The following is a 14,130-nucleotide window of genomic DNA, read 5'->3' as shown; positions in this document are numbered from 1 at the left end:
GGTTTCAGAAACTTTGAAAAGACAAAACTCGCATTTTCATTGCCATAAACATAAAACGAGAGAAGACAAGAACTGTCCTCTCTCGGTGTTAAGTGGGTCAACCCACTACAGTTGACAAAGAGCCAAAAGAAACAAGCCTTCGACTTGTTTCTCTAATCAACCCACTAACAACTTAATCTCCTATGATGCTGATCCCATCCTTGCCGTCTGTCTCAATCATCTCAACCAAGACTTCTTCGGTGCTTGATGTCGGCAGGTTCTTACCCACATAATCCGCCCGAATGGGCAATTCCCGATGACCACGATCAACCAAGACTGCTAAGCCAACACGGGCAGGTCGCCCTAGACTGACTAGCTTATCGATGGCCGCCCGAATCGTCCGCCCAGTGTAGAGCACATCGTCAACCAAAATCACATCGCGAGCCGTCACATCGACGGACACCACGCTACTATCCTCTGTCACCTTGATATCGTCCCTAAACGGCTTGGTATCCAACTCAATCACTGGCAGCTCCAACCCTTCCAGGCTCAAAATCCGCTCCTGCATTCGTCTTGCGATATGAACACCTCGGGTCTTAATCCCAGCCAGCACCACCTTATCCAGCTCCTTGTTGCGCTCGATAATCTCATAGGTCATCCGCGTGATAGCCCGCTGCATGGTTACGCCATCAACGATTTCTTTACTTTTCATCTTAGCCTCTCCTTAGTTTTTCTAGGGTTTCTTGGAAAATAGCTGGCGCAGGAGCCGTAAAGACCATCTCCTCACCTGACGTCGGATGGGTAAAGCCCAGTTTCTCAGCATGTAAAAACTGTCCCTGACCAGCTAAGGTTTTCTTAGGACCGTAGGCAGGGTCGCCAGCCACAGGGTGACCGATGTAGGCCATATGGACACGAATCTGGTGAGTTCGTCCCGTTTCCAAGGTCAGCTCGACCAAGCTGTAATCCCCAAACCACTCCAAGACTTGAAAACGGGTCAGGGCAGGCTTGCCTTTAGCCGTCACGGCTTGTTTTTTTCGGTCCTTGTCACTTCGACCAATAGGGGCTTCGATGACCCCGCGGTCGGTCGGCAGGTTGCCATGGACAATGGCCAGATACTTTCTCAGGGATTTCTTGTCTTTGAGCTCCTCAGCTAGAGCCTGATGGGCAGCATCAGTCTTAGCAATCATGAGCAAACCTGATGTGCCCTTGTCAATCCGATGGACAATGCCCGGTCGCACAACACCGTTAATGCTAGACAAGTCCTTGATGTGGTAGAGCAGGGCATTGACCAGCGTTCCTGTCACGTGACCTGCCGATGGGTGTACCACCATGCCTTGCGGCTTGTTAACAACCGCCACTTGGTCATCTTGGTAGATAATCTCTAGAGGTAAATCCTCTGGCAAGTAGTCCACAACCTCTTCCTGAGGCAGCGTGTAGGTGATGACATCACCTGCTTTAACAGCGTACTTGGCCTTGGCAGCTCTGCCATTAACCAAAACCCGCCCCGCCTTAATCTCATCGTTGGCGAAGCTACGGGAGAGGTCGGTTAAGTCGGCCAAAGCCTTGTCCAGGCGGCTACCGCCGTCTATAATGGTTAGTTCTTTTTGCATAAGGTTCTTTCTAGGAAAATAGCAAGCAGGCTGCCAACAGCGACGCCTGCGGTGTTCATGAGAAGGTCAGTGACATCGCTCATGCCGATAGTAAGGAGCCACTGAAGGGCTTCATAGCTGAGGCTCAACAGAAAACCTAGAGCCACGACTTTTGTAACTGCCCAGCGGGGCTTAGTTAGTTTGAGTAAGAGACCAAAGGGAATAAAAGCGACTAAGTTAAAAGCCACCTCCAGCCAAACCACCTGACCATTGATGATCAGCGGTTCGGCAAAGGGCACCCAGTTAATGTAGCGGTAACTGAGGAATATGGCAGGCGCTCCAAATTTGAAGAGAATCCCCCAAGTCAAGAAGAAAACATAGACAATCAGTAAACGACGGATGAATTTTAGTGACACCATACGGTAACCTCCAAAGGACCTTAGTAATGTGTAGTAAGGCATCGGACACTCCAAATAGATATCAGGATAAATCTCCAGACCAGTTGGACGTTGTCGTTAGCTCAGCGCAAAGCGCTAGACAGTCAAACAATGATAACAGCCAATCCAGTCGATTATTGGGTATCCTCTATGACTGGTAGATTTGACAGCCAACAGCTCAGATGACTAACTCCCAACCAATAACTTTTTGTATAGATAGGCGACTATTGCTTCTGTTTCTCTAGATGGTCTTCCCACCAGAGCGCAACAAACATGAGGACGACACCGACGGTTAAGTAACTATCTGCCACATTAAAAATAGCAAAATCCATAAAATCCAAATGCACCATATCGATGACATAACCCAGGCGGAGACGGTCGATGAAATTCCCAACACCACCAGCCATCATTAAGGTCAGAGGCAATAAACTCAGCCAATGATTTTTGGATTTAACAAAATAAATGATTGCCCCCGTTAGGAAAACCAGAGTGACTACTGTAAAAAACCACTGCTGATCCTGCAAAATAGAAAAGGCCGCACCACTATTTTGGACATAGGTCAAACTGAAAATCGGTGGCAAAAAGGGTCTGATATCACCCAGTCCGATGTTAGACACTACCCATAACTTGCTCCATTGGTCAAGACCGACCAGAACAAGCGCTAAAAATGCCATCATTAGTTTTTTCATACCAACTCCTTAGGGTCTAAATCACTGAAATAAGCCGTCATGACTTCAACAAATTTTTGAGCACAACTCGATAGCGCCATCTCCGCACGTTTGACATAAACCAACTTATTGTCTGTCGCTCCTTCCAGCGGAATGACTGTGATGCCATTGACACTGGCACTATCTAAGAAACCAGACCCTGTCGCAAATGCATCCGTCCGCTCCAAAATCCCATTTAAGGTGGCACGATCCGTCACCTTGTAAATCAGACTAGATTCCGTGCGATCGACTAGATTTTCAGAGTAATAGAGGTACTCGTCCTTTTCTTGGGTAAATAGCACAGCAGGTAAGCCAGTCAAGTCATCTAAAGTCAGACTAGGCTTACTAGCCAATCTATGGTGTTTACCCAGATAGATATGGGTTTGAAAACCAATCAAGTCAATCGCTTCAAGGCCTTGCTTCTCCATCTTACGACGAATGCCCTCTTCATTTTGAGGACTGAGGTAAACAATGCCTAACTCACTATGCCCATCGATGACCTCATCGAGGATTTGTACCGTCGTCGACTCAAATATCCGAAAATGCCTAAACTCAGGATATTTTTCAGAAAAACGCGTCATTAAAGGGGTTAAAAAATCATAGTGCTGGCTGGAAATTGAAAACTCTCGTCCCTTGCCACTCGACTGCGTATACTGGTTTTCAAAGGAATCAAAAGAGCCAACCAATTTCTGAGCCTTTTCAAAAAAAACACGACCACGCTGGGTTAAACGCGTTCCTGAAGTTGTTCGATTAAAAATTTTAAAGCCAAGCTCATCTTCCAAATCTTTGACCGCTACGGATAAACTAGGCTGGCTAACGTAAAGATTGGTCGCTGCCTCACGAAAAGTACCGCTGTTGGCAATCGCTACAACGTAGCGTAATTGTTGAATGTTCATGATTACACTTTCTTAGATTGTACTCTCTACATTATACCACAAAACAGACGGGAACTCATCCCGTCTGTTTGACTTAGTTGATAACAATCTGGTCTGCCCTAAGGTCTAGTCCTTCTGGAAGTTTAGCAAAGATGATGGCATCTGTCTGACCAACTTGGCTAGGCAAATAGGCCAGATAACCGCTGGTGCGCTCATAATGAATTCGCCCAAAAGGATTATTCCGATCAATACCTGTAAAGATATTGGCTGACAGCTCAATAACATCATCTGCATCAAAGTCGTTAATGGTATCAATTTGACCATTGAGTGGGCTGTTAAAGATAAAGGTGTCTTGTCCACCGCCACCCGTCAGGGTGTTGGACAGGCTATTGCCTGTGATACGGTTGTCTGACGTGTTCCCTGTTCCTCGTCTAGCTTGACCGACTAAGGTCAGGTTTTCCACCTGTTCAGGCAGGCTATAGTCAACTGATGCGATAACCGTATCTGTCCCTTCTCCTACGCGTTCAATCACAGTGTCGCCGCTATTGTCCACGATGAAGACATCATCTCCAGCACCGCCATCGAGGAGGTCAGCTCCCAAACCACCGTCCAAGTAGTCATTACCAGCGTCACCGAAGAGGCGGTCGTCACCATCACCACCATAGATGGCATTATTGGCCACATTGCCTCGCAACTCATCTGCAAAGCGAGAACCGATCAGGCGCTCAATTTGCGTGCCATAACCGATGAAGGCTTGACCTCTTTGGAAATCATGGACATACTTATTGGCAAAAGCACCATAGTCCACCGTATTGGTCGGCTGATAATTTGGGTCATCCGCAAAGAACTCACCGATGGTCTGCTCTTTGGAATCCTTAACCACCAAGGTATCGGCCTTTTCGCCACGGTAAATCCAAGAGCCTGGCGTTAGATTAACCGTCACAGCTTTGTCTTCATGAGAGGCGTCAAAGGTATCCACCCCGCCGCCATCCCAAATGTAGATATTGCCGTCGGATTTATGACGGTCAAAATCTTGGAAGCGGTAAGTATCGTTGCCAGAACGCTGGGCTGGATTGACACCGAAACGGTAATGGAGGTAAATCAAATCATAGAGCTTGAGGTCAAAACTATCCAAGTCCATACGAGGGGCCCGATAAGTCATCACACTTAAGCTGCTCTGATTTTCCAGTGGTGGCAAGACAGGATAGCCTTCATGGGCGTGTTTTGAGCCGAAAGAATGGAAGGTCTCATGGATAAAGAGGTGGCGGAAGGATGGCAAACTCCAATCCCTATGATCCTCTTGCCCCTGACCATTTCGACCACCGATGTTGACATCGCCACCAGAAGCGGCATTATTAGCCGCTGTGTTATTGTGCAAATAGTAAACGATGTTGGCATCTGGTGTGTGGGCTGGACGATCTGCCCCAACTTGCTCAAAGGTCACATTGGCATAACGGCTAAAGAGGTCAAAAATCCGACGCGCCGCATCTCGGTTGGCCTGATTGATGGCATCATGGCGATAGGTCGGCGCTGCAAAGCCGTAGGTGATTACTGGTGTTTCTGTGTACTTAAAGGTCTTGATTGGCAAGTAACCACGAACGCTTGGGGTCATCCGACTGAGAGCCGCTAGGAAATACGGCTTATCGGTATTTGAGTGCTCAAAGGTAGCGATCAAATCAGCTGACACCTGCTCCTGAGATAGGGCAATCAAATCAGAAACCTGAATGGCTCGCCCTTGATAATCCTTGGTCTCCAAGGCAATCGACAGAAGGCCACTGCTATTGTTTTTAAGCAGAGCTGACGGCAGGGTGATTGTGAAGCTCTTATCCTCAGCCACACGTGCTGTGACCGTCTCTTCCCCTAGACCTAGGGTCACCAGATCACCAGACTTGGCTGCTCCAGACACTTGCCCCTTGATTTGGGTTAATTTTTCAGGAAGCGTCATAGCAACCTTGCCATCTTTAAAGATATGGTCATCTGTAAACTGCACCTGTTGACTGGTTAGTTGTGGCAAGGCTTGCCCGACAACATCATCCGCTAATCGGAGGTTATTTCGCCCATAGCGTGCTTCGATATGATAAATCGGGTCGCCCTTTTGCCCAAAGCTAATCTGTTCCCCCTTAGCTGCCAAGAGATCCGACAAGGGGAGGTTAAAGGTAAAGTTTTGCTGCCTATCCACCCCAGCATAGTAGGTCTTATCCTTAATGGTCAAACTGATTTCATGCAGTTGCTCTCGGTTGCCATGCTTAGCTGCTAAGCCATCTAGCGTCACATGACCGCTCACACGGACAGTGTCCCCCTGTTCCATGTCTCCCAACTGGGTCACCAAGACCTGTGCCGTCGCCCAATCCACAACCGTATAAGCTCGACTAATGGTCTTGTCACCGAGGCGCGCGGTCACAGCATAGGTTGGGTTGGTCACTAGGTCTGCCGTTGTCACTTGAGCAGTGAAACGGTCACCAGAGATTGCGGCTTTAACCTGCTGATCACCAATCATCAGTAGGACTGGCTGACCGTTGCCACCAGTCACCTGACCAGTGATGGTCGTTGTTGGCTTGGTCGCCTCGGTCACATTGATGTGGTCGTCTGCGGTGATGCTATCAAGGCTCAAGGTCACCTCCGTCGCAACCGCGGCTACCTGATAGGTCAAGCTAGCTTGAGCCTGACTGTCGTTGCCATGCGCGTCTCGACTCGTCACACGAGCAGTCAACTGACGACTGGCGTTGGTCACCAAAGCTTGACGGTCGAGGGTTAGACTAAAGTGTCCATCAGACTCTAGGCGTTCCTCCTGCTCCTGTCCAGCTAGGCTCACAACCACCTTATCCCCAGCTTGATGCCCGCTGATTTGTCCTTTGAGGACAATGGCAGAGCTGGAAGTTGGATCAATAATCGCTAGCGGCTCAAGCTGAATAGTGAGACTTGGTGCAACCGTATCCACGAGGATAGTGCCTGTCTGACTAGTTTGAGCGGTGTTACCTGCCAGATCCGTGACTTGGGCTTGAACTGTATAGAGATGATTGCCCTGAGTTTGTTTAAGAGGACCTGCTGGCAAAGTCACTGTCCATCGGTTGCCAACCAGCTCTGCTGGATGAGTTTGACCGTCTAAGCTCACACTGACGGTGCGGGCCCTAACCGCTTCATCCTGAGTCAGTTGACCAGCCAAAACCAGCGTCTCTGCTCGGCTATTGACCACCGTGGGTCGGTCTAGCGTCAAAACAGGTGTCGGCAGGGTGACATCGTAGGTATAAATCTGCTCCTGGTTGGAAACCGTGGTGCGGTTGCCAGCTGGATCTGTTGCTGTCAAGGTCAGACGGACGCGATCATCGCTCTCAAAGGCGGTCTTTGGCAGGGTCAGACTGTAACTTCTACCGCTAATGGTGACATGGTGCGTGGTATCGCCCAGTTTGGCAGTTAGGATGGCTGTCTCGTCATCAGCTAAGTTGATAATCTCGCCGCTGATGGTGACCGTGTCTGGGGTCGCCAGATTGATAATATTGCCCGCTGTCAATTGGTTATAGGTCAGGCTCGGCTCTGGTGGGGTCATATCAACACGATAAACACGTTCGCTCCTTCCTGTTGCCGTGTTGCCGTAGGCATCACTGGTGGTCACCTGAGCTTTGACCACCGTTCCTTCTGTTAGCTGATTCCCTGAAAGGGTAATTTGGAACTGACCGTTTTCGATACGGGCTTTGGCAGTCACCCATTGAACGCCCTGGCAAATTGGACAACCACAGGCAATGTCAACTTCCTCACCATCCTTAGCTCCTGTCACAAGACCGCTGATGACGATGCTATTGCGACTTTCTTCTAGGTTAATCACATCATCTGTCGCAATCGGATTGATGGTTAGGCTTGGTTGAGCTAGCTCTGTTTTTACCGCATAAAGCTGTTGCGCTCCAGCCACCATTTCCCCGGCACGCAAGACTTGAGCTGATAGGCTTTGGTGACTAACGAGAGCCTGCCCATCAATTTGAGCGGAAAAGCGATCGGCAGTCAAGTCCGCCAGTACACCCACCGTGCCAACCTGAATCATCAGCTGGTCACCCTCTTGCAGGTCACTGACTTGACCTGTAATGGTTAGAAGACTGCGGCTTTCATGAGCATTGATCACGTTATCTCCAGCAATGGCATCAAAAGTGACCACAGGTCTTGGTAAAGCTGGTAAAACATCAACGAGAACAGCTACTTCATCTTGGGAATGGTCTGTATAAGTCACCACGACACGCCCAACTAGAGCAGCCCCGACTTTATCCGTTCTCGGTTCATGACCTTCCTTCCAAGCAATAGAGGCGACATGATTTAGATTGACGTGTTGAATGCTTGCCGCAGCTACTACAGAATCACCAAGACGAACAATCTGTCTGATAGGTTGTGGTTCTTGGCGATCTGCTAGGGTCAGAACCTTACTACCACGTTCAATGATCGCATCTTGGACCTGACGAATCGTTTCCTGATGGGTTTCTGGTTGCCCAATTTTCTGACCACGATAGGTCTGGTAGATATGGGTTAAGCGAATGAGCCCTTCCACCCCAGCTTGTAGAGTCTCTTCATAATCAACAGGCTTAGTCGGATTATCCTGATAAATGATCCGAAACTCTACCTGTTGGTCTTCGGTTTCCGTCACCCGGCCAGCTTCTGGCTTGGTCCCAACCTTTTCTACTTGTGACACAGGTTGGGTGATAACCTCAGCTACCTCAGACAAGACCGTTCCTGTCCGCAGTCCTCGCTCGGTCTGGTAGGTTGTCACGATAGATTTAAGACCAGGTTGACCTGGGCGAATTAGAACCGTCTCGCCTGACCAAAGGTCGGGGTCCTCTTGCCGTTCGATAGTGAAATCAATTGGTTCTGAACGGTGCTCAACCTCCTTAGCATGGATTGACTTGGTTCCAACTCGTATAATTTCATCTTTTGGCTCTTCTAAAATTCGTTCAATGATTTCTGGATTCGGTTGACGATGACCATCAATTGTTTGATAAAGCGTCACCACCTCTTTACGACCAACTTGCCCTTTTTGAAGAACGTTATGTTCTCCCAACCATAAGTGATTATCCTCTTCTGCATGTGTTTGATACGGAATCACTTCCTCTTGTCGTTCAGTTTCTAGTGCTTTAACTGGCTGAGCAGGAGTGTCTGGCTTCGTTCCACGGCGAATGCGCTCTGGAACTGGAGAGGTCGTTTCCTGACTAGAAACTAGTTCACCATTTAGATAAGTATACGTTAAAACTCCTGTGACCCCTGTCTGAACAATGACTTCTTCTCCGAGCGGTAAACTAGCATCAGGGATAATTTCAGTCTTGTAAGGGATAACTTCCGTACGACTTGTCTCAACTGGCTGAGCAAGAGTGTCTGGCTTCGTTCCACGACGAATACGTTCTGGAACTGGAGAGGTCGTTTCCTGACTAGAAACTAGTTCACCATTTAGATAAGTATACGTTAAAACTCCTGTGACCCCTGTCTGAACAATGACTTCTTCTCCGAGCGGTAAACTAGCATCAGGGATAATTTCAGTCTTGTAAGGGATAACTTCCGTACGGCTTGTCTCAACCGGCTGAGCAGGAGTGTCTGGCTTCGTTCCACGACGAATACGTTCTGGAACTGGAGAGGTCGTTTCCTGACTAGAAACTAGTTCACCATTTAGATAAGTATACGTTAAAACTCCTGTGACCCCTGTCTGAACAATGACTTCTTCTCCGAGCGGTAAACTAGCATCAGGGATAATTTCAGTCTTGTAAGGGATAACTTCCGTACGGCTTGTCTCAACCGGCTGAGCAGGAGTGTCTGGCTTCGTTCCACGACGAATACGTTCTGGAACTGGAGAGGTCGTTTCCTGACTAGAAACTAGTTCACCATTTAGATAAGTATACGTTAAAACTCCTGTGACCCCTGTCTGAACAATGACTTCTTCTCCGAGCGGTAAACTAGCATCAGGGATAATTTCAGTCTTGTAAGGGATAACTTCCGTACGGCTTGTCTCAACCGGCTGAGCAGGAGTGTCTGGCTTCGTTCCACGACGAATACGTTCTGGAACTGGAGAGGTCGTTTCCTGACTAGAAACTAGTTCACCATTTAGATAAGTATACGTTAAAACTCCTGTGACCCCTGTCTGAACAATGACTTCTTCTCCGAGCGGTAAACTAGCATCAGGGATAATTTCAGTCTTGTAAGGGATAACTTCCGTACGGCTTGTCTCAATAGGCTGGGAAGGTTTTTGAGTAGTTTGATTAGAGTGAGCGATTTGAGAAGGTAGCGAGATTTGGTCAGCAAGTTGTTTGTGATGATCAACAACTTCTTTACTCCTCTCAGCATCAGTTGGTTTATTTTGGGCTGTTGTTGACTCCTGCTCTGCTATTGGCTGCACCGAAGAAGCCTCAACAGGAACCCCCTCGTGCCGCTGATAAGCGTAAAGAGTTCGATTACTGAAGTGTCGAGGGTTCGGCAAAAAATCCCCCTTAGTAACCTGATAGCTGGTGGTGAGAAATGTCTTCAAAGCTACATCAAGAGCTGACATGGTCTCGGCATTAATACTGGCTGCGCCAAGGCTAGTGATGAGGACAAACTTAACAAGAGATTTTTTATCTCGACGCACCATAGAAACCAGCGCTGCTAGAACCCCTGTTGCTCCAAGCAAAGTAAGAAGTTCACTTGGCATTTCAGCCGTGTGAGGCAACATTTTAAGTGGCTGATGTTGCCGATAAACAAGAATATAGCGAGCATCAGCCGAGGCAATCTCGTCTGTCAGTTTCTTATCAGGATTCAGTAACGCTTGTTCCTGCGGCGTTAAGTCCTCATAATTGACATAATGGTAGTCAATGGTTACAGATTGTCCAACTGAGACTTCCTGAGACTGAGCTTGAGCAGGTTGACTAACCATTGCAAAACCGAGTATAGCAGCTCCAACAGTGGCAGAAACAACACCAACAGACAACTTTCTAATGGAAAAACGTTGCAGGCGTTCCCAGTTGGAAAAGAGGCGTTTCATGTCTTTCTCCTTATTTTAATATCATCACTTTTACTTTTATAAGATAACCCCACCCAAAATGGGTAGGATTAGTCTATTATTTAGCGATTGGGTAAACAGAAACCTGTTTCTTATCGCTACCTTTACGCTCGAAACGTACAACGCCTTCGATTTTGGCGTAAAGGGTATCGTCACCACCGCGACCAACGTTTTGACCTGGGTGGATGTGAGTACCGCGTTGGCGGTAAAGGATTGAGCCGCCAGTTACAGTTTCACCGTCTGCTGCCTTAGCACCAAGACGCTTAGCTTGTGAGTCACGTCCGTTTGACGTTGAACCCCCACCTTTTTTACTCGCCATGAGGAACAAGTTTTCAAGATTTTTCAACATAATAGTGTCCTTTCTTTTGTGTGTTCTAGGTTGTCAGATTAAGCGTTGATAGCTTTAATAACAACTTTAGTGTACGGTTGACGGTGACCTTGTTTACGGTGGCTACCTTTTTTAGGCTTGTATTTGAAAGTAACAACTTTCTTTTGTTTGCCTTGTTTTTCAACTGTACCAACAACAGTCGCTCCTGAAACAAGTGGTGTACCAACAATTGTTTTCTCACCACCAACAAGAACAACCCCGTCGAAAGTAACGTCTTGACCAGCTTCAACATCAAGTTTTTCAACATAGATGACTTGGTCAACTTCAACCTTAACTTGTTTACCACCAGTTTTGATGATTGCGTATGTGCTCATGATGCACCTCCTATAAAGATATTGATAGGGAAATTCCCTTGTGAAGACTCGCCTTGTAACGTGGGTACGAAACCTCTTAAAACGCTAGTCGTGCGGTTGCACAGGACGTGCACGTAGTCAACATTACGATTCTACCATAGCCGAGCGATTTATTCAAGGATTTTACTTTATTTTTTCAACTATTTACTCTGATCGGCAATCATTGCCTATGCCATCATGTTATCCTTATCTTTAGAAGCCCCAGACTAGTGCGGTTGAGCTCCTTTGCTAGTTTCTGATAATCAATGCCATCTGTCGTAGCGACAATTTCGTAGACTTCATTCAGTTCATGGAACTGGCGATATTGCCTGCGAAAGCCATTCTTCTCGTAAAAAGCTAGACGTCTAAGACGTTGGTCATAATTACTCGCTGTCTCCTCCATCGGCTCGATACATAAGACTAGGGGTAGTCCTTTTGCCTGCTCGGCTATTGTTCGCAACATAGCTGAGCCGTAACCTTTGGAGCGAACCTCGTCATTAACTGCCAGCAGAAAAACAAATATCCCTTGAGTTGTCCTCACGGTATAGGCAAAGCCTGCAAAGATGTTCTTGTCGTAATAGGCAAGGAAATCAACTTGAGACTGAAGAGCAAACAAGCTAGCGAGTAGATAAGGCGGGCGCTCTTCTGGCGGAAAAGATGCATGATAGAGGGTCTCTACCGTTTGATAATAGGGAGAAAATGGATAAATCGGGTAAGAAGTTAAGGTCACCATGTCACATTCACCAAACCGTTAATTTCTTGATAAGCTGTGTCTACACGCGCCTTCATCGCATCGTCCAGCAGATCACGGTAACGCCCTCCCTCAATAAAATCCTGCAAGACAATGACACGATAATCAACATATTCATATCCCTCACTGCCATAAGCACCAAGACCAGTTGCCCAAACCATGGTTGGGTGGGCTGTAACTGTTTTAATAAGTGTCCGCTCACCTGTTTTCTCAAAAGTGACATCCATCAGGACACCACGCTCTGTCCAGATGTTGCCGAGAGTTTCCAGTCGTTGGTCAGAGAGGAAATTTCCCATAGAGTAGATGATGAACTTCTTCTCTCCGTCTTTTTCTAGTGTTTCTGAAGGCTGCGGCACATGGGGATGGCCACCAAATATGACATCAGCCCCCCAGTCAATCATCTTATGATAAAGAGCAACTTGCTCTTCGCTAGGCTCAAGCGCCTCCTCAACCCCCATCTGTGGCATGATGATGGTGACATCTGCTTCTTGCTCCGCTCTCTCTATCTCAGCTTGCATGTTGGTTTCATCTAGGTCAGATAGGTGGCGAGTATACTCTTCTTCAGACAGATTGCCTTCCATGCCATTAAAGCCATAGGCATAGCCTAAAATAGCAATCTTAATGCCGTTGACCTCTTTAATCACCAAACCATCTGTCGAACGGTCATTTGGGTAAAGTCCGACAGGAGTCACCCCCAAATCCGAAAAAATCCGATGGGTACTCAAAGCTCCTGATAAACCTGTGTCTAAGATATGGTTATGCGCAAGGTCCACAACATCATAACCAGCACTTTGTATCGCCTGAGCAGCTTCTATGGGCGCATTAAACAGAGGATAACCATTTGGCGGTAATTCAGGATTGATTGTCCCTTCAAAATCACCGATGGCCAGATCTGCACCAGAAATCCATTCCTTGATATACTCATAATGATGTTCTAATTGAGAACTCCCGTATTGGTAGAGGGCGCTGGTATACAGGCTGTCATGATAGAGCAGGTCTCCATTTGCGACAACACGCGCCGTATGAGTTTCTAGATCTGGTGTGCTTGGTTGAATAGTCTCAGCATCTGGTTGCAAATACCTGCCTAGCTGCATGAAACAAACCAGCAACAAAGCTGTCAAAGAGCCACTTAGCATCAACTGATCTTTTTGTTTAGCCAACATATCTTCTCCTTTTCAGTTTATTATACCACAATTGGAAGAAACAAGTTGTCAAATCAAGTTTGTCCCTAACATCGAAAAAGAGAGCCAAGTAGGATCTCATCAGTATCCTGTGATCAACGCTCAGCTATTGCCAACAAAACTACAACGCACCAAAACACGGGCTAAGCCGGAAGGCGTACAGGTAAACAAGCTCAAATCCCAATCCTTGTCACTAGAGGTGTCTTTATAGACCTGATCGACCTCAGTTGGTTCAATCGTTTGGCGATTGGTCACACGGTAGTGGTAAATCCGACCAGTAACAGATTTGAGAATAATCTCTTCACCCATGTCGAGGTCTTTTAATGGTTCAAAATGACTAGCGTAATTATGGGCACAAACAACCAAATCATTCGTGTAGTAAGAACCATTGTAGCGAACCGGAGTCTGGGCTAATTGGTCATAATTGTAATCTGCTGCGATGGGGAGAGTTATCCCTAAGCGTGGGATATGGAGTGTACCGATAAAATCAACACCGTCAATCGTTTCAACCGGCATCTCCCCATTTTCTGAGCCGAATGGTTTTTGGCTTTCTTTTTTTCTAGTTCTTGAGCAACAACATTTGAAGCTGTCGCTGCCTGATTAGCTTCTTAGAAATTAAACAAAACAAAGACACATCCAGATACCATTAAAAGAATCCCTAAAATTCTCAATGCAAAGCGTCTTACTGGTGTCACTAGCTCTGCCCCCTCTTCATGAAAGAAAGACCTATCAATACTACACCAAAGATATTTAGGAGGTAAACTGGCCACTGAAAAGGCACCCCTTTTCTGTACAATTTTTATAAAGTGTTTTTGTTAAGCGATAACTCGCTTAACCATAGGTGTTTGGTAATCGAGACTACCGTGAATGCGATGATGGTTCCACCAGTGGACA

The 14,130-nt window shown here is 47.1% G+C and carries 11 protein-coding genes and 1 other annotated feature; all 11 genes read right to left on the bottom strand.

The annotated features are described in order from the left end of the window. Positions 1-172: 172 nt before the first annotated feature. On the bottom strand, positions 173-691 hold the full coding sequence (gene pyrR / locus ACERC7_RS09435) for a bifunctional pyr operon transcriptional regulator/uracil phosphoribosyltransferase PyrR (RefSeq protein WP_373666796.1): 519 nt from the start codon (positions 689-691) through the stop codon (positions 173-175). Between the two features lies 1 nt (position 692). Next, entirely contained in the window at positions 693-1,589 is an 897-nt protein-coding gene (locus ACERC7_RS09430) for an RluA family pseudouridine synthase (protein WP_373659605.1), read from the bottom strand. Continuing rightward, complete coding sequence (locus ACERC7_RS09425) at positions 1,574-2,029, bottom strand: VanZ family protein (protein WP_373659606.1); 456 nt, start codon at positions 2,027-2,029, stop codon at positions 1,574-1,576. The genes ACERC7_RS09430 and ACERC7_RS09425 overlap by 16 nt, the downstream gene beginning before the upstream one ends. A 200-nt stretch (positions 2,030-2,229) precedes the next feature. Next, the gene (gene lspA / locus ACERC7_RS09420; RefSeq protein WP_373659608.1) at positions 2,230-2,694 is read right to left on the bottom strand and encodes a signal peptidase II; all 465 of its coding nucleotides are present in this window, start codon (positions 2,692-2,694) and stop codon (positions 2,230-2,232) included. After that, positions 2,691-3,608 (bottom strand): LysR family transcriptional regulator, encoded by a 918-nt coding sequence (locus ACERC7_RS09415; protein WP_373659609.1) that lies wholly within the window; start codon positions 3,606-3,608, stop codon positions 2,691-2,693. Before ACERC7_RS09415 ends, lspA begins: the two co-directional genes overlap by 4 nt. 73 nt (positions 3,609-3,681) lie before the next feature. Continuing rightward, complete coding sequence (locus ACERC7_RS09410; protein WP_373666795.1) at positions 3,682-10,566, bottom strand: G5 domain-containing protein; 6,885 nt, start codon at positions 10,564-10,566, stop codon at positions 3,682-3,684. A gap of 76 nt (positions 10,567-10,642) precedes the next feature. After that, positions 10,643-10,933 (bottom strand): 50S ribosomal protein L27, encoded by a 291-nt coding sequence (gene rpmA / locus ACERC7_RS09405; RefSeq protein WP_373666794.1) that lies wholly within the window; start codon positions 10,931-10,933, stop codon positions 10,643-10,645. Positions 10,934-10,971: 38 nt separating this feature from the next. Then, on the bottom strand, positions 10,972-11,286 hold the full coding sequence (gene rplU / locus ACERC7_RS09400; protein ID WP_373666793.1) for a 50S ribosomal protein L21: 315 nt from the start codon (positions 11,284-11,286) through the stop codon (positions 10,972-10,974). 34 nt (positions 11,287-11,320) lie between these two features. Beyond that, positions 11,321-11,394 (bottom strand) — a sequence feature (ribosomal protein L21 leader region). 106 nt (positions 11,395-11,500) lie between these two features. Continuing rightward, positions 11,501-12,037, bottom strand: a complete 537-nt coding sequence (locus tag ACERC7_RS09395) for a GNAT family N-acetyltransferase (RefSeq protein WP_373666792.1) — start codon at positions 12,035-12,037, stop codon at positions 11,501-11,503. Continuing rightward, on the bottom strand, positions 12,031-13,218 hold the full coding sequence (locus ACERC7_RS09390; RefSeq protein WP_373666791.1) for a CapA family protein: 1,188 nt from the start codon (positions 13,216-13,218) through the stop codon (positions 12,031-12,033). The genes ACERC7_RS09395 and ACERC7_RS09390 overlap by 7 nt, the downstream gene beginning before the upstream one ends. Before the next feature lie 120 nt (positions 13,219-13,338). Continuing rightward, positions 13,339-13,752: a sortase gene (locus ACERC7_RS09385; protein ID WP_373666790.1), complete on the bottom strand. Its 414-nt coding sequence runs from the start codon at positions 13,750-13,752 to the stop codon at positions 13,339-13,341. Positions 13,753-14,130: the final 378 nt, after the last annotated feature.

It is taken from the genome of Streptococcus sp. E17BB, assembly GCF_041807725.1.
Taxonomy (GTDB): domain Bacteria; phylum Bacillota; class Bacilli; order Lactobacillales; family Streptococcaceae; genus Streptococcus; species Streptococcus entericus.
This window is presented reverse-complemented; position numbering and strand designations above follow the sequence as displayed.

Excerpts from the sequence above, each read along its gene's own strand:
- ACERC7_RS09425 (WP_373659606.1), bottom strand. The coding sequence starts at position 2,029 with ATGCCTTACTACACATTACTAAGGTCCTTTGGAGGTTACCGTATGGTG.
- ACERC7_RS09410 (WP_373666795.1), bottom strand. The coding sequence starts at position 10,566 with ATGAAACGCCTCTTTTCCAACTGGGAACGCCTGCAACGTTTTTCCATT.
- rpmA (WP_373666794.1), bottom strand. The coding sequence starts at position 10,933 with ATGTTGAAAAATCTTGAAAACTTGTTCCTCATGGCGAGTAAAAAAGGT.
- rplU (WP_373666793.1), bottom strand. The coding sequence starts at position 11,286 with ATGAGCACATACGCAATCATCAAAACTGGTGGTAAACAAGTTAAGGTT.
- ACERC7_RS09430 (WP_373659605.1), bottom strand. The coding sequence starts at position 1,589 with ATGCAAAAAGAACTAACCATTATAGACGGCGGTAGCCGCCTGGACAAG.
- lspA (WP_373659608.1), bottom strand. The coding sequence starts at position 2,694 with ATGAAAAAACTAATGATGGCATTTTTAGCGCTTGTTCTGGTCGGTCTT.
- ACERC7_RS09385 (WP_373666790.1), bottom strand. The coding sequence starts at position 13,752 with ATGCCGGTTGAAACGATTGACGGTGTTGATTTTATCGGTACACTCCAT.
- ACERC7_RS09415 (WP_373659609.1), bottom strand. The coding sequence starts at position 3,608 with ATGAACATTCAACAATTACGCTACGTTGTAGCGATTGCCAACAGCGGT.
- ACERC7_RS09395 (WP_373666792.1), bottom strand. The coding sequence starts at position 12,037 with ATGGTGACCTTAACTTCTTACCCGATTTATCCATTTTCTCCCTATTAT.
- ACERC7_RS09390 (WP_373666791.1), bottom strand. The coding sequence starts at position 13,218 with ATGTTGGCTAAACAAAAAGATCAGTTGATGCTAAGTGGCTCTTTGACA.
- pyrR (WP_373666796.1), bottom strand. The coding sequence starts at position 691 with ATGAAAAGTAAAGAAATCGTTGATGGCGTAACCATGCAGCGGGCTATC.